This window comes from Pseudomonas sp. TH21, assembly GCF_016651025.1.
Classification (GTDB): domain Bacteria; phylum Pseudomonadota; class Gammaproteobacteria; order Pseudomonadales; family Pseudomonadaceae; genus Aquipseudomonas; species Aquipseudomonas aylmerensis.
This window is the reverse complement of record NZ_JAEKEQ010000001.1, coordinates 2,652,035-2,673,800: the sequence shown is the minus strand read 5'-3', so window position 1 is coordinate 2,673,800 and position 21,766 is coordinate 2,652,035. Positions and strand designations below refer to the sequence as shown.

Annotated in this window: 19 protein-coding genes and 1 pseudogene; 4 read left to right on the top strand and 16 right to left on the bottom strand. The window is 61.2% G+C overall.

Features of this window, described 5'->3' with window-relative positions; genetic code table 11:
• The first annotated feature begins 75 nt into the window (after positions 1–75).
• A pseudogene (locus JFU04_RS11770) lies at positions 76–2,201 on the top strand (TonB-dependent receptor).
• 880 nt (positions 2,202–3,081) lie between these two features.
• On the opposite strand, the gene JFU04_RS11765 reads toward JFU04_RS11770, so the two are convergent.
• Positions 3,082–4,098: an ABC transporter substrate-binding protein gene (locus JFU04_RS11765; RefSeq protein ID WP_065906315.1), complete on the bottom strand. Its 1,017-nt coding sequence runs from the start codon at positions 4,096–4,098 to the stop codon at positions 3,082–3,084.
• Positions 4,099–4,231: 133 nt separating this feature from the next.
• A complete protein-coding gene (locus JFU04_RS11760) occupies positions 4,232–4,681 on the bottom strand; it encodes a hypothetical protein (protein ID WP_065906313.1) in 450 nt (149 codons plus the stop codon).
• 418 nt (positions 4,682–5,099) lie between these two features.
• Here JFU04_RS11760 and JFU04_RS11755 point away from each other — a divergent pair, with 418 nt between their 5' ends.
• The 3 genes from JFU04_RS11755 (at position 5,100) to JFU04_RS11745 (ending at position 6,021) form a co-directional block, all read left to right on the top strand.
• Complete coding sequence (locus JFU04_RS11755; protein WP_083221447.1) at positions 5,100–5,372, top strand: hypothetical protein; 273 nt, start codon at positions 5,100–5,102, stop codon at positions 5,370–5,372.
• A 112-nt stretch (positions 5,373–5,484) separates the two neighbouring features.
• On the top strand, positions 5,485–5,715 hold the full coding sequence (locus JFU04_RS11750) for a hypothetical protein (protein WP_034104424.1): 231 nt from the start codon (positions 5,485–5,487) through the stop codon (positions 5,713–5,715).
• Between the two features lie 69 nt (positions 5,716–5,784).
• Entirely contained in the window at positions 5,785–6,021 is a 237-nt protein-coding gene (locus JFU04_RS11745) for a DUF2789 domain-containing protein (protein ID WP_065906311.1), read from the top strand.
• Between the two features lie 7 nt (positions 6,022–6,028).
• On the opposite strand, the gene JFU04_RS11740 is transcribed toward JFU04_RS11745, so the two are convergent.
• The 14 genes from JFU04_RS11740 to JFU04_RS11675 form a co-directional block, all read right to left on the bottom strand.
• Positions 6,029–6,232, bottom strand: coding sequence for a hypothetical protein (locus JFU04_RS11740; protein ID WP_065906309.1), 204 nt, complete (start codon positions 6,230–6,232; stop codon positions 6,029–6,031).
• A 115-nt stretch (positions 6,233–6,347) separates the two neighbouring features.
• Positions 6,348–7,580: a methyl-accepting chemotaxis protein gene (locus JFU04_RS11735; RefSeq protein WP_446739696.1), complete on the bottom strand. Its 1,233-nt coding sequence runs from the start codon at positions 7,578–7,580 to the stop codon at positions 6,348–6,350.
• Positions 7,581–8,125: 545 nt separating this feature from the next.
• Positions 8,126–8,530, bottom strand: coding sequence for a TraR/DksA family transcriptional regulator (locus JFU04_RS11730; protein WP_010564800.1), 405 nt, complete (start codon positions 8,528–8,530; stop codon positions 8,126–8,128).
• 338 nt (positions 8,531–8,868) lie between these two features.
• Positions 8,869–9,891 carry an ABC transporter permease gene (locus JFU04_RS11725; RefSeq protein WP_065906306.1) on the bottom strand — a complete coding sequence of 341 codons (1,023 nt, stop codon included), beginning with the start codon at positions 9,889–9,891 and terminating at the stop codon, positions 8,869–8,871.
• A gap of 59 nt (positions 9,892–9,950) precedes the next feature.
• Positions 9,951–11,504 (bottom strand): sugar ABC transporter ATP-binding protein, encoded by a 1,554-nt coding sequence (locus tag JFU04_RS11720; protein ID WP_065906305.1) that lies wholly within the window; start codon positions 11,502–11,504, stop codon positions 9,951–9,953.
• A gap of 65 nt (positions 11,505–11,569) precedes the next feature.
• Positions 11,570–12,499, bottom strand: a complete 930-nt coding sequence (locus JFU04_RS11715) for a sugar ABC transporter substrate-binding protein (RefSeq protein ID WP_065906304.1) — start codon at positions 12,497–12,499, stop codon at positions 11,570–11,572.
• Between the two features lie 48 nt (positions 12,500–12,547).
• The gene (locus JFU04_RS11710; protein WP_083221446.1) at positions 12,548–12,727 is read right to left on the bottom strand and encodes a hypothetical protein; all 180 of its coding nucleotides are present in this window, start codon (positions 12,725–12,727) and stop codon (positions 12,548–12,550) included.
• Positions 12,728–12,855: 128 nt separating this feature from the next.
• A complete protein-coding gene (locus JFU04_RS11705) occupies positions 12,856–13,884 on the bottom strand; it encodes a Gfo/Idh/MocA family protein (RefSeq protein WP_201144135.1) in 1,029 nt (342 codons plus the stop codon).
• A 136-nt stretch (positions 13,885–14,020) separates the two neighbouring features.
• A complete protein-coding gene (locus JFU04_RS11700; protein ID WP_106804222.1) occupies positions 14,021–15,031 on the bottom strand; it encodes a Gfo/Idh/MocA family protein in 1,011 nt (336 codons plus the stop codon).
• Between the two features lie 19 nt (positions 15,032–15,050).
• A complete protein-coding gene (iolD, locus tag JFU04_RS11695) occupies positions 15,051–16,982 on the bottom strand; it encodes a 3D-(3,5/4)-trihydroxycyclohexane-1,2-dione acylhydrolase (decyclizing) (protein ID WP_201144134.1) in 1,932 nt (643 codons plus the stop codon).
• A gap of 148 nt (positions 16,983–17,130) precedes the next feature.
• Complete coding sequence (locus tag JFU04_RS11690; RefSeq protein ID WP_106804225.1) at positions 17,131–17,952, bottom strand: TIM barrel protein; 822 nt, start codon at positions 17,950–17,952, stop codon at positions 17,131–17,133.
• 25 nt (positions 17,953–17,977) lie between these two features.
• On the bottom strand, positions 17,978–18,766 hold the full coding sequence (gene iolB, locus JFU04_RS11685) for a 5-deoxy-glucuronate isomerase (protein ID WP_065906288.1): 789 nt from the start codon (positions 18,764–18,766) through the stop codon (positions 17,978–17,980).
• Positions 18,763–19,656: a myo-inosose-2 dehydratase gene (iolE, locus tag JFU04_RS11680; protein WP_120448327.1), complete on the bottom strand. Its 894-nt coding sequence runs from the start codon at positions 19,654–19,656 to the stop codon at positions 18,763–18,765. Before iolE ends, iolB begins: the two co-directional genes overlap by 4 nt.
• Before the next feature lie 161 nt (positions 19,657–19,817).
• Complete coding sequence (locus tag JFU04_RS11675) at positions 19,818–21,755, bottom strand: bifunctional 5-dehydro-2-deoxygluconokinase/5-dehydro-2-deoxyphosphogluconate aldolase (protein ID WP_201144133.1); 1,938 nt, start codon at positions 21,753–21,755, stop codon at positions 19,818–19,820.
• Positions 21,756–21,766 lie beyond the last annotated feature (11 nt).

The following is a 21,766-nucleotide window of genomic DNA, read 5'->3' as shown; positions in this document are numbered from 1 at the left end:
GCACTGACCACCGTTTCCGCAAGGAAGGACGGGCGGCCGTGCGTTGTTTTCGAGCCAAGTTTTTCAGGATTGAACATGAAACATTTACCTCTGTTGGCGGGCCTTTTCGGCTGCCTGCCTGTCTGCACCTGGGCCATTGAACTGGCGCCTACCACCGTTGATGGCGAACAAACCGCCGAGCCCGGCCTGGCCCTGGACCAATCCAGCGGCGTCGCTTCGCGGCTGGGCTTGAGCGTGCGGGAAACCCCGGCGTCGGTGGCGATTGCCAATCGCAACGATATCGAGCGCCATGGGGCGAAGACCTTCCGCGATGCGGCCAACACCCTGCCCGGCGTCAACGCCAGCGCGCCGCCGGGGTTTGGCGGATTTGTGTCGTATCGTGGCTTCACCAGCAACCAGATCACCCAGATGTTCAATGGCATCAACGTCGCCACGGGCCTGGCCCGACCGGTGGATGCCTGGATTTATGACCGAGTGGAATTGGTCGGCGGCCCCTCCTCCCTGATCAACGGCGCCGGCTCCGTGGGGGGTCGCTCAACTACGTGACCAAGTTGGCCACCCGTGAGGAACAGGCCGCCGAGGGCCAACTGACCTACGGCAGCTACGACACCGTCGGCATGGCCTTGGGGGTCAACCACGCGCTCACCGACCCCGGCGCCGACGTCCAGCACTACGCGCGCCTGGATGTGAGCCGCAATACCAACCACAGCTACATCGATCGCGACCAGCGCGACGCCTGGAGCCTGGCGTTTTCCCTGCTCAGTGATCTCACCCCCAATCTTTCGCACACGCTGGCCCTGGAATATCAGGATGAACACGAGGACAGCCCCTATTGGGGCACCCCGGTGCTCAACCCCAAGGCCGGCGAACTGAAGATCGACAAGCACAATCGTTTCAACAACTACAACGTCGCCGATGGCCGTTACGAGCAACGCACGATCTGGGCGCGCTCGATCATCGACTACCGTATCAACGACAGCACCACGCTGAAGAACACGCTCTACCACCTGGACAGTCAGCGCGATTACCGCAACCTGGAAACCTACCAGTACAACGCCGACAACAGCGCGGTGAACCGCTCCACGGCCTATCAGGTGCGTCATCAGGGTGAACAGCACGGCAACCAGTTCGAACTGCGCCACGAAGACAGCCTCTTCGGCTTGTCGACCACCTGGTCCGGCGGCTTTGAGTACAAGGTCAACAGCACCACCAACACCCCGCTGAATGTGTCGGGCAACAGCACAGTGGATCCGAACAATTTCGATCCAGGGCACTTCTACGACATCCCGCGCACCCGGGAAAGCTTCGGCAAGGACAAGACCAGCGAAGTCACCACCAAGGCGCTGTTCGTGGAGAATCGCCTGGGTCTGACTGACAAATTGTCGCTGCTGACCGGTCTGCGTTATGACGCCATCGACCTGGATGTCACCAACCACCGCGCGGTGACCGCCAGCAACCCACGGCATTTCACCCGCAGCTGGGAGCCGGTGACCGGCCGTGTGGGCTTGACGTACCAGTTCATCCCCTCGGCCAATGTCTACGTGCAATACAGCACCGCTGCCGAGCAACCGAGTACCACCACGCAAGTGTTCGATGTATCGACGGGCAAACAGTGGGAAGTGGGCAGCAAGTTCGATTATCTGGACGGCCGGGGCTCAGCCACCGTGGCGGCCTACAAAATCGAGCGCAAGGACTTTGCGGTTACCGATCCGCAAGACCCCACCAGCAGCATTCCGGTCGGCGCGCAGTCGTCCAGAGGCATCGAACTGGCCAGCTCCTTGCGCATCACGCCAAGGCTGCTGGCAGAAGGCAACTTCGCCTGGGTAGATGCCGAGTACGACGAGTTCAACGAGAAAATCGCCAGCGGCGCGGTGGTCTCGCGCAAGGGCAATACGCCCACCAACGTGCCCAAGCGCGTGGGTAATGTGTGGCTGACGTATGATTTTGCCGAGGATTGGCAAGGCGGCGTGGATGCACGGTACGTGGCGCAGGTGTACGCGGATAACGCCAATACCCAGACAGTGCCGGCTTACACGCTGTTCGGGACGTTCCTGCGCTACAAGGTCGACGCACACACCTCGATCACCGGTCGCGTGCGTAACCTGACGAATGAGGTCTATGCCGAGTTTGCCCATGTCTCCCCGGCGTACTACCTGGGCGCGCCGCGCACGTTTGAGCTGGCGGTACAGACCAAGTTCTAGCCTTGGAATACACCCCAAATGTGGGAGCGGGCTTGCTCGCGAAGGCGGTGGGTCAGCCACTACCTTCAGTGACTGGCGCACCGCTTTCGCGAGCAAGCCCGCTCCCACAGTTTTGATCGCTGTTTGGGCTTGGGGCTAGCGGTGCTGCACCGGCATTTGAGCAGTCGGATCAACCTGGTTCCAACCTTGGAATACATCCCAAATGTGGGAGCGGGCTTGCTCGCGAAGGCGGTGGACCAGTTAGCATATTCATCAACTGACACACCGCTTTCGCGAGCAAGCCCGCTCCCACAGTTTTGATCGTTGTTCGGGCTTGGGAGTCGCGGCGCTGCACCGGCATTTGAGCGGTCGGATCGACCCGGTTCCAACCTTGGAATACATTCCAAATGTGGGAGCGGGCTTGCTCGCGAATGCGGTGGACCAGTTAGCATATTCATCAACTGACACACCGCTTTCGCGAGCAAGCCCGCTCCCACAGTTTTGATCGTTGTTCGGGCTTGGGAGTCGCGGTGCTGCACCGGCATTTGAGCGGTCGGATCGACCCGGTTCCAACCTTGGAATACATGCCAAATGTGGGAGCGGGCTTGCTCGCGAATGCGGTGGACCAGTTAGCATATTCATCAACTGACACACCGCTTTCGCGAGCAAGCCCGCTCCCACAGTTTTGATCGTTGTTCGGGCTTGGGAGTCGCGGTGCTGCACTGGCATTTGAGTTGCAGGTACAACCCGATTCCAACCTTGGAACACATTGCAAAATGTGGGAGCTGGCTTGCCTGCGAAGACGGTGGGTCAGCCACTACCTTCAGCGCCTGACACACCCCCTTCGCAAGCAACCCCGCTCCCACATTGTCGATCATTCTCCGGACTTGATGCCCAAGGTCTACTTGAGACTAGCCTCGACCTTCTGTGCCACATCCTCGGGCAGCCACGCCTTCCACACTTCCGGGTGTTCCTTGAGGAACACCTGCGCAACTTCTCGAGGCGCGGTGTGATTTTCGCTCATGGTTGCCAGGGCTTTGTTCAGCGGGTCAATCGGGAACTCGACCTTCTCGAAAAAGCTGGCAATCTGCGGATGTTCCTTCTGGAATGGCGTGGACACGCCGATACTCAATTTGGAAGCCAACGAGCGAGTCGGTTTGGGATCAGGGTTGTCCGCGTCGGTCAGCGTCTTCCACGCCTCGGCGTCAAACGGTGGCTCTTCCAACTGGATCAGCTTGTAGCGCCCCATCAACGGCGTCGGTGACCAGTAGTAGAACAGCACCGGCTTGCCACGCCGAATAGACGAGGCAATCTCGGCATCCAGCGCTGCGCCGGAGCCGCTGCGGAAGTTCACGTAGCTGTCATCCAGGCCGTAGGCCTTGAGTTTCTGCTTGTTGACCACTTCGGAGGTCCAGCCGATGGGGCTGTTGAGAAAGCGTCCCTTGCCCGGGGATTCCGGGTCCTTGAACACGTCCTTGTATTGCGCCAGGTCCTTCACGCTCTTGAGGCCCGGCGCCAGCGGCTTGATGCCCTTGGCCGGGTCGCCCTTGACCACGTATTCCGGCACCCACCAGCCTTCGGTGGCTCCTTTGACCGTATCTCCCAGGCCCACCACTTTGCCTTCGGCCTCGGCCTTGACCCACACCGGGCTGCGGCCGGCCCACTCTTCGCCGATGACCTGGATATCATTCTTGGCCAGCGCGGTTTCCAGGGTGATGGTCGTGCCAGGCAAGGTGTCGGTAGGCAAGTCGTAGCCCTTTTCGACAATTACCCGCAGTACTTCGGTAATCAGGCTGCCGCTTTCCCAGTTCAGGTCGGCGAAATGTATCGGCGCCTCGGCTGCGGATACCGGCAACGCCGCCACGGACAGGCCGAGGGTCGTCAGGGATGCAGCCAACAACGTTTTCAATCCTTTCATGCCTTCGCACCTCGCGATAATGCAGCAACCAGCGGGCGGCTTTGCTGACTATGCGCGAAGCCTCTGAATAGTTAAGTCAACTCAACTGTAGTAGAGGTTCCGGGAGACAACGGATGTTCGTGGTATGGGCGGATTACTCGCTGGCCTTAAAGGTCACCAGTTCACCCTTGCGCCACTTGGCGGCCTTGCCGGTCACGGCCTTCAGGGTTTTGGTCAAGCCTTCCTGCAGTTGCTCATTCGCGGCAAACACCAGCATCACGCTGTGGCCTTCCTTGAAGACGATGCCCTGGCCGTCGGCCGAAGACACAAAGGCATAGTCGCCCAGGCCATACACCGTCAACTTGATGTCGCGAAACTTCAACTCAAACTTGCCGCCTTCACGACTGGGCAATACTGCCGCGCGGAAATGATCACCCACTTTGAGTTCCAGGCGGGGTTTGTCATCCACCACCATCGCCGCTTCGGTATCGATTTCGGCGATGTAGATGCCTTCCGGCGTCTGTTCAGTGATGTAGACAAAACGGGATTGAAACTGCTTGACCAACTTTGCGCGCAAATCACCCAGCACAAATAACGCGTGCATATCCAGATTACTGACTGCCAAGGAAACGCCCCCACATCGAAAAGAGCGCTGTCCGCCAGAGCGGGCAGCACAAAAAAACGGCCATCACGGCGCGTGCATACAACACATTCACATTGAAAAAACTGAAGAAGATCCCGCTGTCGCGCCATAAGACTAGTACAGACGTACGCGATGGACCTTGTGCAAGGTCATCAGGCACCACAGGAGATCACAGGTTCCACGGCCCGAGAATACGGACCGACCAACTTCAGAAGATAACCCAGTTAAAAATGCAGTTTTCCGACACCCAACACAAAAATACATACCTGGCATGGAACCGCGCGCCAGCTGCCGACGACAATACTAAAACAGCTGCACCGATCAAAACTACTCAAAACGCTGCAGATGGGTCAACCGAATTGATCGAAAGGAACAGTCCATGCAACGACCAACCTACGACACTCTGTCCTCGAACACTCGTTCATCATGCCAGGACGAGGCGCAATACTACCGCTTGCGCGGCTACGACGGGTACTCGGATTCAGTTCTTTACCAAGTGGTACCGGCCGGCCGCAACTTCTTTCATATCCGAGAAGTGCTAAGCGGTCGAATCAGAGGCTTTCGCAGTAACCATATCAAGGCGTGCGAACTGGCCAAAGAGCTCGAGGCCGTCCTGCATCAGCCGCACGGAGGCATCGTTTCGTCACCTTGATGACTTTACTGCGCCGCCGACCCGCAACAACTGCCATACTGGCCCGTCCACTGAACTTTGTCCCTCCGGGCCAGGTTTCACCAGTGCAGTTATCTCCAAGGGAAGGCTATACGTGACGGAATTTGATATCGGCGAATTTTTCATCCATGGCGATGCACGAGAGGTAGACGGTGAGTTTCAAGCGGTGATCGTGATGCGGGCCAAGCCACCGCTGACCACTGTCACCACCCACCAGGTGGAAAAAGACCGCTGGTTCAAAACCGTGGACGCCGCCGCCATTGCTGCCAAGGACGCCGCCAAGGCGCTCAAGAGTGCAGTCGATGCCGGTGCGCTCAACTCCTGAGCAACAAATTCGAACTCCGCCGCGCCACGAACCTCCCATGCATAACGACCACCCTGCATGGAGAACGATATGGACGCGCCAATCCCAACACTTGAAACCCTGTTTGATCAACTGGGCCTGGACTCATCCCCAGAAGCCATCGATACGTTCATTGCCAGCAACCCGTTGCCCGAGGACGTGAAACTGATCGATGCTCCCTTCTGGACGCCCCAGCAAGCGGCATTCCTCAAGGAAGAGCTGCGCGATGACGCCGAATGGGCGATCGCGGTGGATGAGCTGAATCAACGCCTGCATCAACCTCACTAAGCGCAGATCAATGCAGGCTGTCGGACTGCTCCAGGCGCAACAGCGCCTGCCAGGCCGCCCTGCATTCCTCGGCTTCATCACGGCTGGCGAACGCCGTGCCGCGCTGCTCACCGTTGAGCAATACGACCCAGCAGGCTTTCTGACCCAGTGCCCGCAGGGTCGGCGGTACGCCACTGCCAATCATCACGGCGACATCGACTTTGGTTTGCATGGAGTTTCTCCGCAACATTAGTTAGCTGGCTAACAATGTTGGCCATGCTACGGTTTTCTTCCAGTAGGAAAAAGCTATCCCCGGAATAGCTCCCTTGCATAAACCGCAATAATCCTCAACGCCCGCCCTTCACGCCCTCGGGTTTATAGCCCAGGCGCAAGCCGCCCCAATGCCGGCCCTTGACCATGATCGGCACCGACAGGTCATGCATCAGCTCACCGGTATCGCGGGTGTAAGTCTGCAGCAAGACTGCCTGCTGATGGCTGCCGCAGCGAATCCCGGTGCGGTCCTCGAATTTCCGCTTGGTGCGATTCTGCACCGCATCCACTTGGACATCGCCGGTCAGCGCCTGGGAAAACGCCTTGTTGTGCGTCGGCACATAGCCTTGCGGCGTACACGCAATGGCGAATACCAGGCCTTCATGACGTGGCAGCAACGCCTCCTGGATTGCCGGCAACACTTGGTCGGTGTAGCCATCGAAACGGCTGTGGTACTTGCTTGGCTGGGTGTTGGGAATCAGCGTGTAGCTGCGGTCGAACAGGTCATCCAGGCTGATACGGTTCTGCTGCACATCAGCCTCGAATTGCGCGGCAATCCGGCTGGCGCCTTCGCGCGCCAGGTCGTAGATGCGCTGGTGATAGTCATCCAGCCCGACTTCCGCCAGGCGTTCGCTGATGGTTTCGGCCTGGCCTTCCATCTGCACGGCAGCCTCGGCCAGTTGACGGGTTTGCTGGTCGCTCACGGCCAGGTCGCTGCGCATCTGTTCCACGGCATGGAACAGGCTGTCGAGCTGGGTGCGGTTGGTGTCGGTGCCCTGGGCGATTTCATTGACCTGGCCTTCGACACTGGCGGCCAGGCTGGCAATGTTGTGCAAGTGCTCACCAGCATGCTCCACCTGCTCGACGCCGGTGTGCAAATCCGCCGACAGCTGGCGAATCTGTTCCACCACCTGGGCCGTGCGTTGCTGGATATCGGCCACCATCACCCCGACCTCATCAGTGGCCGTCGCCGTGCGACCGGCGAGCCCGCGCACTTCATCGGCCACCACCGCGAACCCGCGCCCATGCTCTCCGGCACGCGCGGCTTCGATGGCCGCGTTGAGCGCCAGCAGGTTGGTCTGGCTGGCAATGGACTGAATCACCAGGGTCACCCGCTGGATTTCCTCGCTGCGCTGGCTCAAGGCTTCGATCAGCTCGCGGCTGGCATTCGCGCGCTGGCTGAGCTGGTGCATGCGGGTGATCGACTCGGCCAGTACTTCCCGGCCTTCAGTGCTGCGTTGATGGGCCTGGCTGGCCGCCCCGAGGGCTTCGCGGCTGAGTTGCGAAGTGAGCTTTTCGGTGCCGATCATCACTTCGGCACTGCTGACAATCTGCTTGGCCGCGCCCAGTTGCGACTGCAGGCGCGCCGCCAGTTGCTTGACCGAATAGGCCACGCCGGCTGCGGAGAGTGCGTTATGGCTGGTGGTGTAGGAGAGGTCGCGCGTCAGCTCGCCCATTGCATCGATGGTGTCGGCCGTTGCCACCTGGGGTGTACGTTTTTTCAGGCTCGGCAGCCAGATCACCAGCAGCGCCAATGCCAGGCAGAGGTAGATCGGCAGGCTGGCGAACGTCAGGCCCAGCAGTACCAGCACCAGGGCGGCGCTCTGCAAAAGTGGCGTCAGCCAGCCGGGCAACCCGCGCACCACCGTGTGGGGTGGCACCGCTGCGCCCATCAGAGATCCGTCTCCAGCCATCTTCGTTACCCCACTGCTTGTCGTTATTGTCGCTGCATTAAACGCCACTATCGGGCCATTATCCATGGGCCTTTAGTGGGGTGGCTTGCAGCAGATCAATAGACGGGGCGTAACGGGTCTTTCTCCGGGGAACCGCGCAGGCGATCCCCCGCTTCAACGCATCAGGCTTGGCGCTGGTGCTTGTCGATCTGCTCGTGGCGCTCTTGCGCTTCGATGCAGTACTTGGTGGTCGGGCTGATCAGCAGGCGCTTGAGGCCGATAGGCTCGCCGCTGTCATCACACCAGCCGAAGGAATCTTCCTTGATGCGTTCCAGGGCACGCTCAAGCTGCGGCAGCATGCGCTGGTCGCGGTCAATGGCGTTTACCAGCCAGGTACGCTCTTCTTCTACAGAAGCGGCGTCAGCCGGGTCGGCCGGGGTGTCCAGGCTTTCAATGGCGATACGGTTCTGTTCAATGCGCTCGTGGTGTTCCACTTTCATGTCTTGCAGCAGCTGCTCGAAAAAAGCGTGCTGTTCGGCATTCATGTAGTCATCCGCCGGCATGGCCAGCAACTTTTCCTTTGTCATTGATTTCTCTATAAAAAATACGTGCATTAAGGCGAATAAGGGAGCGTTCCGGAAGGCCTGTGCAGGTCTCGGAAAGGCGCCGTCCATTTCAAGCGCCACCCGGCACTCAATTTACGAGGGGCGGCAGTCTAAGGCCGACTTGAGGGCTCAGCAACTGAAATGACAGGCATTTTTTCCGATATAACCCCAAAAGGCACCAGGACGGGCTTGGCGAATGGTTATCGGAGTGCGTTTATAGCAGGAAATTTCATAAAGCAGCTATAAGCCGCAAGCTGCAAGCGACAAGCTGTAAGGCTCATTCAACTGGCAGCGTGCGACTTATCGCTGGTAAGGGCCGTTCAGCGTTTGAGTTTGCGCTTGTTGCGGTACTGGTCGATCACCACCGCGACCACGATGATCAGGCCCTTGATGATGTCCTGGATGTACGCGTCCACCCCGACAAAGGTAAACCCGCTGGCCATCACCCCGAGGATCAGCGCGCCGATCACGGTGCCGGTGATGCGCCCTACCCCGCCCGCCAGGCTGGTGCCGCCGATCACCGCTGCGGCGATCGCATCCAGCTCATAGGACATGCCCATGCCGGCCTGGCCGGTGGCGGCGCGCGCCGAGGCGACCACGCCAGCCAGGCCTGCGAGCAACCCGGCAATGCTGTAGACGATGATCAGGTGGCGCTTGACGTTGATCCCCGAGGTGCGCGCCGCCTGCATGTTGCCGCCGATGGCGTAGGTGTACTTGCCGTACTTGGTGTAGCGCAGGGCGATATGGAAAATCACCGCCACCACCAGGAAGATAATCACCGGCATGGCCCCGTGACCAATGGCCGTGTACGAATCCGAGAGCATGCTCACCGGCTGGCCTTCGGTGTAGTAACGCGCCAGGCCACGGGCCGAGACCATCATGCCGAGGGTGGCAATAAAGGGCGGGATACCGGTGACGGCAATGATGCTGCCGTTGATCGCACCCGCCAGCAGCCCCACGCCCAGGCCCATTGCCACCGGAATCCACACCGGCAAATCGGTCAGCGAAGGGAACACCGCGCGGGAAAAGTCGGAAGTCTGCGCCAAACTGGCGGCAATCATCGCCGACAGCGCCAGCACCGAGCCCGAGGACAAGTCGATCCCCGTGGTGATGATCACCTGGGTCACGCCAATCGCGAGCAGACCGATGATCGATACCTGCAGGATCATCAGCACCAGGCGCTGGGAGTTCATCAGGAAGCTTTGGTCACGCACGATCCAGCCGAACAGTTCAAACACCAGGCCGATACCAATCAGCACCAGGAAGATGCTCAGTTCGGTCGGCAGCCGCCGACGATGCTTGGTCGGGACCGTCGCAGGCTTGTTATCTGTTATCGCGTTCATCACCCATCACCTTCTTATTCTGTGGCACGGGCCAACCGCAGGCCCGCGCTGGCTATGCTTCAGTGGACCGCCGTCATACCGGAGGCCAGCTGCATGACTTTTTCCTGGGTCGCCTCGGCGCGGTCCAGGGTCCCCATCAGTTCACCTTCGTGCATCACCATCACCCGGTCGCTCATGCCCAGCACTTCAGGCAGCTCGGAGGAAATCATGATCACCGCCATGCCTTCGCTGGCGAGGAAAGAGATCAAGCGATAAATCTCAGCCTTGGCACCCACGTCGATGCCGCGGGTCGGCTCGTCGAGGATCAACAGCCGTGGGTTGGTCATCAGCCAGCGCGCCAGCAAGGCTTTCTGCTGGTTGCCGCCCGACAGCGTGTCGATGCACTGCTCCAGGGACGGCGTCTTCACCCGCAGCTTCTTGCACATGTCTTCGCACAGCGCACGCAGGGCTTTCTGCTGGATAAAACCGTTGCCCGAATAATGTGGCAGCACGGCCATTTCCATGTTTTCCAGCACCGACAGGCACGGGAACAGGCCACTGAGCTTGCGGTCCTCGGTCAACAGCGCGAAGCCTTTTTCGATGGCCATGTGCGGGTCGCTGATGCGCACCGGCTTGCCGTCGAGTTCAATCTGCCCGCCGTCGCTTGGGGTGATGCCGAAAATGGTTTCCGCCACATTGGTGCGGCCCGAGCCCATCAGCCCGGCGATGCCGAGAATCTCGCCGGCATGCAAGTCGAAGGACACGTCCTTGAACACGCCATCCAGGCGCAGGTCGCGCACCGACAGCAGCAGCTCGCCAATGGGCGTCTCGCGCACCGGGAATAGCTGGCTCAGCTCGCGCCCCACCATCATCGAGATCAGGCTGTCGCTGTTCATGCTGTCGGCACGTTGCAGGCCGATGTACTGGCCGTCACGGAACACCGCGACTTCATCGGCGATGGCGAACACTTCATTCATTTTATGCGTGATGTAGACGATGCCTTTGCCCTGGGACTTGAGGTCGGCAATGATCGAAAACAGGTGGGCCACTTCCTTTTCGGTAATGGCTGAAGTCGGTTCATCCATGATCAGGATGTCGGAGTCATAGGACACGGCCTTGGCAATCTCGACCATCTGCCGTTCGGCGATGCTCAGGTTGCCCACCTGTTCCTCAGGGTCCAGGTTGATGCGCAGACGCGCCAGCAACTCGGCGGTGCAGCGGTGCATTTCGCGGTGGTTGACCATGTGCAGGCTGTTGAGCTGCTCGCGGCCGATCCAGATGTTTTCGGCGATGCTCATGTGCGGCATCAGGTTGAGTTCCTGGTGGATCATCGCGATCCCCGCCTTCTGCGCCGCCAGCGGTGTTTCAAACACGATCGGCTTGCCACGCAGGCGGATTTCCCCGGCGTCGGGCTGGTAGATGCCGGCGATGATCTTCATCAACGTCGACTTGCCCGCACCGTTCTCGCCCATCAGCGCCAGCACCGAACCTGGGCGGACGCGCAATTGCACATCGGCCAGGGCCACGACGCCGGGAAAGCCTTTGCTGATATTGAGGATTTCCAGCAGGTAGGGTTCTTCCGGCAGCAGGGGCTGGAGACCGGGCGGCTGCACGACAGTGGCTTGAGCAAGCATAGGGAGGTACTCCATCTGCAGGGCGGCCAACGCCGCCCTGCCGGCTTATTGTTGTTATGTCAGGGCTACTTGAAGTCTTTGACGTTGTCCGGGGTGATCAGCTGGAACGGGATCACCACGTTCTGCTCGATCGGCTCGTTCCTGGCCATCTTGCGCGCCGTCTCCACCGACTTGTCCGCCTGGCCCTTGGCATCCTGGAAGGCCGACACGGTCATGTCACCCTTGGTGATCGCATTCAAACCGTCCGGCGTGCCGTCGACACCGGCGATCAACACGCCCTTCTTACCCGCCGACTTCAAGGCCATGGCGGCGCCGATCGCCATCTCGTCGTTGTTCGACAGCACCGCCTGGAAGTCGCGGCCCTGGGTCAGCCAGTCGTTGACCAGGGTCATGCCCTTGTCACGCAGCCAGATCCCGGTCTGCTCCTGTTCGACCTTGATGCCTGGGTACTTGGTCAGGACTTCCTTCACGCCCTTGGTACGGTTGGTGGTGGAGTTGTTCGCCAGGTCACCCAGCAGGATCACAATGTTGCCCTTGCCGCCGAGTTTTTCCGCGATGTACTGCATCTGCAGCTTGCCGGCCTCGACGTCGTCGGAGGTCACTGCCGCGACACCTGGGGCCAACGTTGGGCTGTCAGGGCGGCGGTTGACGAACACCAGCGGGATTTTCGCCGCCGTGGCGGCCTTGATGATGTTGCCGGTCGACGCGGTGTCGACCGGGTTGACGATGATCGCGTCGACTTTCTGGCTGATAAAGTTCTCGACCTGGCTCAATTGCTTGACCACGTCGGCACGGGCGTCTTCGAATTGCAGCTGCACGCCGTCACCCTTGGGGTAGGACTTGGCTTGCTTGTCCATGTCCTCGCGCAGGTACGTCAGGAAGGTGTCATCGAACGCCGACATGCTCACGCCCACCTTGATATCGGCAGCGCTGGCGAAACCACTGGCGAGCAGCATGGACAAGGCCAGCGCGGTATAACGGATCGGGGTCTTCATGAACGGTCTGTCTCCACTTTCTTGTTGGTTTTTTGGACGTTGCGTTTATCAGAGCGAGGATGACGGCAATCGAACGATCGGTGCACCCGGAATACAGCAGACCAGCGCGCCTTTGTTCTCGACGCACAGCACATTGAGGAAGGAGAAGTAAAACGGCCGGGCGCGGGGCAGGCCGCGTGGCGTGTGGGCAGGGCGTAAAACTCGCAGTACAGCGTTGAAGATTTTCATCTGACGGTACCTGGTTGTTTTTGATCTTGTTTTTGTCGAGTCGTCCGAAGCGGGTTCGAGACGTACTTTATGCAACCTGGAAAAGACTTTATTGGAAAATAATTTCCATATCAACCTGTTTTAGAATTTTATTCTATTTTTGTTGAAACCACCTGCTGGCGCTCGGCGCTTAGGCGTGCAGCGTCCAATATACGGGTGGTTTCCAACGCGTCATAGGCATCCACCGGCAATGGCCCCTGCCCTTGCACGGCGGCTTGCAACTGGCGATAGAACTGCGTCCAGCAGCCCTTCTCCGAGGGCACGCGCTCGCGCTCCTCACCCTGCTCGAACCAGCCCCAGCGCCGATGCTCCTCGGCGCCCCAGTGCTCGCCTTCGGTCTTCGGCGATTTGCCCGCCATCAGCGCTTCTTCCTGGCCGTCCAGGCCTTCGACGGTGTAGCAGCCCAACGTCCCGCTGACGCGAAAGCGCGGGGCCTGGCTGTTTTGCAGGGCGTTGCCCCACAGGTGGGAAACCACGCCATTGGCATGGGTCAGGGACACGAAGAAACCGTGGTCGAGGCTGGGATATTCCGGGCTGAACTGCAATTGCGCGAAGACCCGGTCCACCGGGCCGAACAACTGCAATGCCTGGTCCACCAGATGGCTGCCGAGGTCACGCAGCCAGCCGCCCCCGCTGGCGTTGCCGACTGCCTGCGGGCTGTAGCGTTCGACGCGGGATTCGAAGCGGGTGATCGCGCCCAGGGCGCCGGCGTCGATCAGCTTGCGCAGGGTCAGGTAGTCCGAGTCCCAACGCCGGTTCTGATAGACGCTGAGCAGCACGCCCTGGCGCTCGGCCGCGGTGATCAGCGCCTGGGCCTGTTCGGCATTGCTGGCAAAGGGTTTGTCGCTGACCACCGCGACACCGTGCTCGATGGCTTCGAGCACCAGCGCCGGGCGGCCTTTGAGGGTGGTGGAAATCACCAGCGCGTCGACACCGGCTTCGACGATCTGGCCGATGCTGTCGAAGGCCTTCAGACCTGGATGGTCAGTGCTCAATTGCTGGCGGCGCTCGGGTGAGCGCGTCACCACGCCGACAAAGGTGGCGCCTGGCAGCGTGGCAATCAGCGGCGCATGAAAGAAGCGCCCTCCATGGCCGTAGCCGACTAGTCCGATTCGCATGATCAACTCCTTGATTGAAGTGCAAACCCAATCAACTGTGGGAGGGGGCTTGCCCCCGATGGCGGAGTGTCAGTCAACCAGTTGTTATCTGACCCACCGCTATCGGGGGCAAGCCCCCTCCCACATTGACCGAGTGTTAGCCGTAGAACGCAGGGCGATCCGGCAGGCTGACCTTCACAATCTGCTCACTGCCCTGGGCCTCGATACACGCATCCGCCGCCACGGCGGCGGCAAAACCATCCCACGCCGACGGCCCGCCGACGTGTCCCGCCCGCACGCTGTCGATAAAGGCCTGCAACTCGACGTCATACGCACCGATAAACCGGTCCTTCCAATCCATCAGAATCGCATTCGACAGCTTGGCGCCACTGCGCAGTTGTACCTGGGACGGCTCCGGCAATTTGGCGATACCGGTCTCCCCCACCACTTCGCACTGGATGTCGTAGCCGTACTGGCAGTTCACAAACACTTCGACGTCGATGCGCGTGCCCTTGACCGTCTCCAGCAACACGATCTGCGGGTCGCGCAGGTGGGCCAGGGCCTTGCTGGTCTTGCGTGGGAACACCACTTGGACCGACACGTAGTCGTCGTTGAGCAACCAGCGCAACACATCCAGCTCATGGATCAAGGTGTCGGTAATCGCCATGTCGGTCTTGTAGTTCTCGCCCACCGTCGGGTTGCGGTGCGCGCAATGCAGCATCAACGGCTCGCCGATCTGGCCGCTGTCGATCACCGCTTTAAGGGCGCGGTAGCCTTCGTCATACGGGCGCATGAAGCCGACTTGCACCAGGCGTTTGCCGTAGGCGACTTCGGCATCGACGATCTTGCGGCAGCCTTCGGCAGTCACCGCCAGCGGTTTTTCGCAGAACACCGGCTTGCCGGCGGCGATGGCGGCGAGCACAAACGCTTCGTGGCTCGGGCCCCAGGAGGTCACCAGCACCGCCTCGACCTGCGGCGAGTTGATCAACGCAAGGCCGTCCGGGTACACCTCGGCGGTAAGCTTCAGCTCCGCGACCACCTTGGCGGCCTGCTCCAGGTTGATGTCGGTCACCGCCACCACCTGGCTGTTGAGCAGGGTCTGGCTGCAACGGCGAATATGGTCGCGGCCAATGGCGCCGGTACCGATCACTCCAAGCTTCAAAGACATGCAAACACTCCTCTTGTTATTAGTACTGCCGGGCCTTCGCCAGGTGTTCATTGAGTTTTTTCGCCGCCGCGTTCGTGCGTTCGCTGGTCGACACCTGCGCCACGCCGACGCGCCACCACGACAGGTAGCCGTGGACCATGGTCTTGGGCAGGACCTTGATATCGATCAGTGTCGACACGCTTTGCGTGCGGGCATCGGCCAGGGCCGCTTCCAGTTGTTCAACGCTGCTGACCTTGTAGGTTTTGCAGCCATAGGCCGCCGCGCTCATGGCGAAATCCACCGGCACCAGGCCGCCATCGAGCTTGCCGCTCTCGGGGTTGCGGTAGCGGAATTCGGTGCCGAAGCTATCCATGCCATTGCCGATCTGCAGGTTGTTGATGCACCCGAACGCCATGTTGTCGAGCAGCACCACATTGATCTTGCGCCGCTCCTGAATCGAGGTGGCCAACTCCGAGTGCAGCATCATGTAGGAGCCATCGCCGACCAGCGCATAGACCTCCTTGCTCGGCTCGGCCAGTTTCACTCCCAGGGCTGCGTTGATCTCGTAGCCCATGCACGAGTAGCCGTATTCGACGTGATAGGTGTTCACACCCTTGCTGCGCCACGCGCGCTGCAGGTCACCGGGCAGGCTGCCGGCGGCGGCGACGATGATTGCGTCGTCGGCCAGGCGCTGGTTGAGCACGCCGAGCACGCGGCTCTGGGTCAGGCATGAGCCGGTCAGCTCGATAAATTCGCGCAGCACGGCGCGGTCCAGGTGGTCATCCACTTCGGGCACGAAGTCGTCGCCCTGGTATTCGACCTGGTGCACACGATCGACTTCGGCGTCCAGCTGGGCCTTGGCGTCGCGTACCTGCTCGCCCCAGCCGGAACGGTAATCACCGAGGGCCTGGGCCAGGGCTTCGAGGCCCACCTTGGCGTCGGCCAGCACTTGCACGCCGTCGAGTTTCACCGCGTCGCAGGGGCTGATATTGAGGTTGAGAAACTTCACGTCGGCATGCTTGAACAGCGACTTCGACGAAGTGGTGAAGTCGGTGTAACGGGTGCCGATGCCGATGATCAGGTCCGCCTCGGGCGCCAGCAGGTTGGCGGCCAGGCAGCCGGTTTCACCGATGCCGCCGACGTTCAGCGGATGGCTGGAGACCACCGCGCTCTTGCCGGCCTGGGTTTCGGCGAAGGGAATGTCAAAGCGTTCGGCAAACGCCTGCAGCGCGGCATTCGCGCCGGAATACTTGACCCCGCCCCCGCAGATGATCAGCGGTTTGCGTTTGCCCCGGAAAGCCGCCAGCGCATCGCCGATCATCGCCGTGGTCGCCGGACGGCGGTCGATACGGTGCACGCGTTTTTGCAGGAAATAATCCGGATAATCCCAGGCTTCAGCCTGCACATCCTGCGGCAGGGCCAGGGTTACCGCGCCGGTTTCCGCCGGGTCGGTGAGCACGCGCATGGCGTGGATCGCCGCGGTCATCAGCTGCTCGGGGCGGTTGATGCGGTCCCAGTATTTGCTCACCGAACGGAAGGCATCGTTGGTGCTGATGCTCAGATCGTGGAATTGCTCGATCTGTTGCAGCACCGGGTCGGGCTGGCGGCTGGCGTAGACATCGCCAGGCAACAGCAGCAGCGGGATGCGGTTGGCCGTGGCGGTCGCGGCGGCGGTCAGCATGTTTGCCGCGCCCGGCCCGACGGACGCGGTGCACGCGTAGATCTTGCGGCGCAGGTGTTGCTTGGCAAACCCGATGGCGGCGTGGGCCATACCTTGCTCGTTGCGGCCCTGGTGCACCACCAGGTCACCGCTGTCCTGCTCCAGCGCCTGGCCGAGGCCCAGCACATTGCCGTGGCCGAAAATCGTGAACACGCCGGCCACGAACTTGCTCTGTACGCCATCGACTTCGATGTATTGGTTATCCAGAAACTTCACCAGGGCCTGGGCCATGGTCAATCGTGTTGTACTCATGTTCGCACCTTGTGTGAATGCAAATCTGTCGATCAACAGTGATCCAATGTGGGAGCGGGCTTGCTCGTGAATGCGGTGTGTCAGCTACACAATCTTTGACTGATACACCGCGTTCGCGAGCAAGCCCGCTCCCACCGTTCTGTCGGCGTCAGGTCCGGGAGCCTTGCAAGTGCGCGATGCTCGCGCCCAGCGCCTGCTGGATATCCGCCAATGCATGCACGCTTTCGGCAAACGGCTCGAACGACAGGTAGCCGCTGTAACCGCTGCTGAGCAAGGTGTCGATCTGCGCCGCATTGCCGAGGATGTCGCCCTCGCCCACCAGCACGCGGTGGCCGTCACGGATCGAATTCAGCGGGGCCTCGGCATCCTCCACCCCGGAGATATGCACCAGGCCGGTCAACTGCGGGAAGAATTCCTGCTCGCTCGCCAGGTGATGGTGAAAGGTGTCGTGCACCAGGCGGAATACATCCAGCCCGCCGATGGACTGGATCGCGTCCACCGCCACGCGTTTGCGGCGCAGCGCACACTCTTCAAAACCCAGCGGCTCGATAAAACCGAGGATGCCGTACTCACGCAGAATCGGCGCCAGTTCGCTCAATGCGGTGCGCAACCCGGCAGCGCGCTGGGCCTCGTTGCGGCTATCGCCGCGCTCATTCAATGGGCACATCACCAGGCCCTGGGCGCCGCATTCGCGGGCATAGGTGGCGAGCGTGATCGCCTGGGCGCGGCGCTCGTCGTTCCACACATCAAAGGGATACAGCGCGTTGATCGACAGCACGGTGATGCCCTGCACCGCGCAGAGTTCACGCACGCGACTGGCCGGGGTGCCGTATTCGATGTCGTGGCCCTTGAGGTCGTTACGGATCTCGATGGCATCGCACTTGAGGGACGCCGCCAACTGGATGAAATCCGGCAGGGACAGGTTGGGCGCAACCATGCGATTCAGGGCAAAACGTAGAGGCGACTTCATTATTGTTGTTCTCCGCTCAAACCGATTAGAGATCCAGCAGCCAGCTGTGCTGCGGGTCGTTATGGAAATGCCAGGCGCGCTTGGGGCCGGCCATCACGTTCAGGTAATAGGATTCATAGCCATACGGCACGCTGACCGGGTGATACCCCTTGGGCACTACCACCAGGTCGCTGTTTTCCACGGCCATGGCCTGGTCGATGCTGCGATCGTCGGTGTACACGCGCTGGAACACGAAGCCCTGGGGCGGGTTGATCTGGTGGTAATAGGTTTCTTCCAGGAAGCTCTGGTGCGGCAGGTCATCGGTGTCGTGCTTGTGCGGCGGGTAGCTCGACGAGTGCCCGGACGGCGTGCGCACTTCCACCACCAGCAGCGAATGGGCCGGCTCGCTGTCGGGCAGGATGTCGCACACATAGCGAGTATTGGCAGCCTTGCCGCGCACGCTGCGCTTGCAGTCTTCAGGCCGAATCAGGCGCGGGGTGTAGCCGCTGGCACCCGGCGCGGCGCACACCGCGATCTGCACATCGCTCAAGGCGGTGACCTGGGCGTCGGTGCCCGGCGGCAGGTAGGCGGCGAACGGGGACTTGTCTTCGAACACCGACTGGCGATCGCCGAGGTTCTGCCAGCTGAAGCCCTCGCCTTCAATGTTCACCCGCCCGCTGAGCAGCACCAGGCACAACTCCTGGTCGCCGGCGGTGACCGGCAGGGTTTCGCCCAGGCTCAGGCGGTAGGCGGCAAAGCCCACGTACTCCAGGCGGCCCTCTTCCAGGGCAACCATGGTTTGTCCGCGTTTACTGCTTTTGACCAGCAAGCTCATGGTGCAGTCCTCTCGCTCAGAAGTGCGCGCAAGGTGTCGTAACCCTTTTTCGCATAGATATAGCTGGGCGCCACGGCCGGGTCCTGCTCGGCCTCCACCACCAGCCAGCCCTCGTACTTCGCGGCCAGCAGCTCATCGAGCAATGGCGCGAAGTCGATATCACCGTCGCCCGGCACGGTGAAGGTGCCGTTGACGATGCAGTCGGGGAAGCTCCACATCTGGTTGCGCGCCAGTTGCACCACGGGTTTGCGCACATCCTTGAAGTGCACGTGGCAGACGCGGTCGATGTGCTTGCGCAGCACCTCGAGGGGTTCGCCGCCGCCCATGTAGCAGTGACCCGAATCGAACAATAGGCCGACTTCCGGGCCGGTGCGTTGCATCAATTGGTCGATGTCTTCCGGGGACTCGACGTAGGCGCCCATATGATGGTGGTAGGCCAGGCGCACGCCCTGGGACAGGGTAAAGCGTGCCAGCTCGGTGAGTTTGTCGGCATAGTCCTGCCAGGCCTGCTCGCTGTGAAAACGCGGGCGTTCGATCAGGCGGATGCGTGAGCCCTGGATCGAGTCGGCGACTTCACCGTACACCAGCACCTTGGCGCCATTGAGTTTGAGCAACTCGACATGCCCGGCGATGGCTTCGATTTCTTCAGCCACCGAGCGGCGGGCCAGGCGGCTGGAGTACCAACCGGAGACCAGCGCCAGGTCGTAGGGGCGCAGCACATCGCCAACGCCCTTGGCATCCTTGGGGAATTTGCCGTTGAGTTCAAAACCTTCGTAGCCGATGTCCTTGCCTTCGCTCAAGGCGGTGCTCAGGGGCGTTTCTCCGCCCAGGGCCGGCAGGTCGTCGTTACTCCAGGAGATCGGGTTGATGCCAATTCGGATTGCGGGCATGGCTGCACCTTTATTATTTTCAGGTATCACTGAGATCTGCTTTATATGGGAGCTGGCTTGCCGGCGATACAGGCAACTCGGGCCTTCAAATACACCGAGTTGATGCCTTCGCAGGCCAGCCAGCCCCCACATTGGACTGCATTTCAAATGGGCGGCTGGGTTCAGCCCCTGGCACTGCGCCAGGCGTTGATCAGTTGTTCGAAGGTGGCCTGCACTTGTTGGATCAGCGTTTCATCGTCGATCTCCCCCGCCATCCACGCGCGGCTTGGCTCCTGGAAGATCGTGCGACCCACGGCGAAACCCCGGCAGGTGGTGCTGTGGCTGGCTTGCTGGAAGCCATCGGCGAGAAACTCGGCCGATGCGTTCAGGCCCAGCAGCACCACACCACGGCAGTACGGGTCGCGCTCCTGGATCAGTTCGTCGAGCTTTTTCCAGGTCGCGGCCGACTGCGCCTCGATCTTCCACCACGCCGGGTAGATCCCCAGGTTATACAGGCGCTTGAGGCTGCGGTAGAGCACATCCGGGTACGTCGACGGGTGATCCTTGGGCGGGATGACTTCCAGCAGCAGTTCATGCCCGCTGACCAGCGAGGCCTCGTACACCGCCTTGAGTTGCGCCTCCTGTTCCAGGCGCAGCAGCGGCTCGTCGTCGGGGTGGAATTGCACCAGGCACTTGATGATCTGTTCCTGCGGCCAGGCGATCAGGTTGCTGCCGACCGAACGGCCGTGCTCGAACGCCAGCGGGCGCGAGTTCTGCACTTCCACCGGGCGTGCGATCCACCAGCCCCGGCCGCTGGCGGCGTTGAGCGCGTCCTGGCCGAAGCGCTGGTCGGCCAGCAGGCCCACATCGGCCTCGATACCTTGCTCGGCAAGCTTGTGTTCCACGCGTTCAATGGCCTGGATAAACAGCTGCTTGATGTCACTGATCCGGCTCGGGTCCTGGCCACCGCGTTGCGCCAGGTCCACCAGCTGCCAGCGGTGGTCGAAGGCAAACACGAACAGCTGCTTCCAGGTCTTGCGCGGCACGCTGACACGGTGCAGGCGTTGCAGGGTCACGTCCTGGTCCGGGCGGGTAATCGGCACCGGGCTGTTGAACAGGTATTCCAGCTCCGCCGGGGTCGGCATTGCCGGGGCGCAGGCGTGCCGGGACACCACCAGGCCACCGCAGGCATTGGCCAACTGGCTGCAGCGTTCATCGCTGGCATCCTTCAGCCAACCGCTGAGGAAGCCGGACATAAAGGCATCGCCGGCGCCGAGCACGTTGAGCACTTCAACGCGCACGCCGGGGTAAATCGCACCGTCCTCCAGGCGCGCGGGGATGGCACCGTGGATCACCGTGCAACCCTGCGGACCGAGCTTGACCACCAGGGTCGCCGGGGTCAGTTCACGTACGGTACGCAATGCCGTGAGCAGGTCTTCACTGCCGCCGGCGATGAGGAATTCTTCTTCGGTGCCGACGATCAGGTCAAAACGCGGCAGGATTTTCTGCACGTGCTGGCTGACATTCTGGTCGGCGACAAACCGGGTCTCGCCATCGGCCTTGCCCGCCAGGCCCCACAGCACCGGGCGGTAGTCGATATCCAGCACGCGCTTGACGTTGTGCTTGGCTGCATAGTCGAGGGCCTGGATGCTGGCCTTGTAGACGCCCTCGGTGGAGAAATGCGTGCCGGTAATCAGCAAGGCCTTGCTGGAGGCGATGAAGGCTTCGTTGATGTCTTCGGCACGCAACGCCATGTCGGCGCAATTTTCGCGGTAGAACACCAGGGGGAAGGTTTCGCGGTCCTTGAGGCCGAGCAGCACCAAGGCGGTGAGGCGTTCCGGGTCGACCTTGATGCCGCTGACATCGCAGCCCTCGCGGGCCAGGGATTCCACCAGGAAGCGGCCCATGTGGTCGTCCCCGACCCGGCTCAGCATCGCTGACTTGAGCCCAAGCCTGGCAGTGCCGAAGGCGATGTTGGCGGAGGAACCGCCGAGGTATTTGGCAAAGCTGGACACGTCCTCAAGCCGTGCACCGACTTGCTGTGCATAGAGGTCGACGCCCAGGCGCCCGAGGCAAATCAGATCCAATTGACGCCCACTGGCAAAACGAGTCTGGCCCATGCTGGCTCCTG

Excerpts from the sequence above, each read along its gene's own strand:
- iolB (WP_065906288.1), bottom strand. The coding sequence starts at position 18,766 with ATGAGCTTGCTGGTCAAAAGCAGTAAACGCGGACAAACCATGGTTGCC.
- JFU04_RS11755 (WP_083221447.1), top strand. The coding sequence starts at position 5,100 with ATGCAACGACCAACCTACGACACTCTGTCCTCGAACACTCGTTCATCA.
- JFU04_RS11675 (WP_201144133.1), bottom strand. The coding sequence starts at position 21,755 with ATGGGCCAGACTCGTTTTGCCAGTGGGCGTCAATTGGATCTGATTTGC.
- JFU04_RS11725 (WP_065906306.1), bottom strand. The coding sequence starts at position 9,891 with ATGAACGCGATAACAGATAACAAGCCTGCGACGGTCCCGACCAAGCAT.
- JFU04_RS11700 (WP_106804222.1), bottom strand. The coding sequence starts at position 15,031 with ATGTCTTTGAAGCTTGGAGTGATCGGTACCGGCGCCATTGGCCGCGAC.
- JFU04_RS11710 (WP_083221446.1), bottom strand. The coding sequence starts at position 12,727 with ATGAAAATCTTCAACGCTGTACTGCGAGTTTTACGCCCTGCCCACACG.
- JFU04_RS11735 (WP_446739696.1), bottom strand. The coding sequence starts at position 7,580 with ATGATCGGCACCGAAAAGCTCACTTCGCAACTCAGCCGCGAAGCCCTC.
- JFU04_RS11715 (WP_065906304.1), bottom strand. The coding sequence starts at position 12,499 with ATGAAGACCCCGATCCGTTATACCGCGCTGGCCTTGTCCATGCTGCTC.
- JFU04_RS11740 (WP_065906309.1), bottom strand. The coding sequence starts at position 6,232 with ATGCAAACCAAAGTCGATGTCGCCGTGATGATTGGCAGTGGCGTACCG.
- JFU04_RS11745 (WP_065906311.1), top strand. The coding sequence starts at position 5,785 with ATGGACGCGCCAATCCCAACACTTGAAACCCTGTTTGATCAACTGGGC.
- JFU04_RS11765 (WP_065906315.1), bottom strand. The coding sequence starts at position 4,098 with ATGAAAGGATTGAAAACGTTGTTGGCTGCATCCCTGACGACCCTCGGC.
- iolE (WP_120448327.1), bottom strand. The coding sequence starts at position 19,656 with ATGCCCGCAATCCGAATTGGCATCAACCCGATCTCCTGGAGTAACGAC.
- iolD (WP_201144134.1), bottom strand. The coding sequence starts at position 16,982 with ATGAGTACAACACGATTGACCATGGCCCAGGCCCTGGTGAAGTTTCTG.
- JFU04_RS11720 (WP_065906305.1), bottom strand. The coding sequence starts at position 11,504 with ATGCTTGCTCAAGCCACTGTCGTGCAGCCGCCCGGTCTCCAGCCCCTG.
- JFU04_RS11730 (WP_010564800.1), bottom strand. The coding sequence starts at position 8,530 with ATGACAAAGGAAAAGTTGCTGGCCATGCCGGCGGATGACTACATGAAT.
- JFU04_RS11705 (WP_201144135.1), bottom strand. The coding sequence starts at position 13,884 with ATGCGAATCGGACTAGTCGGCTACGGCCATGGAGGGCGCTTCTTTCAT.
- JFU04_RS11690 (WP_106804225.1), bottom strand. The coding sequence starts at position 17,952 with ATGAAGTCGCCTCTACGTTTTGCCCTGAATCGCATGGTTGCGCCCAAC.
- JFU04_RS11760 (WP_065906313.1), bottom strand. The coding sequence starts at position 4,681 with ATGCACGCGTTATTTGTGCTGGGTGATTTGCGCGCAAAGTTGGTCAAG.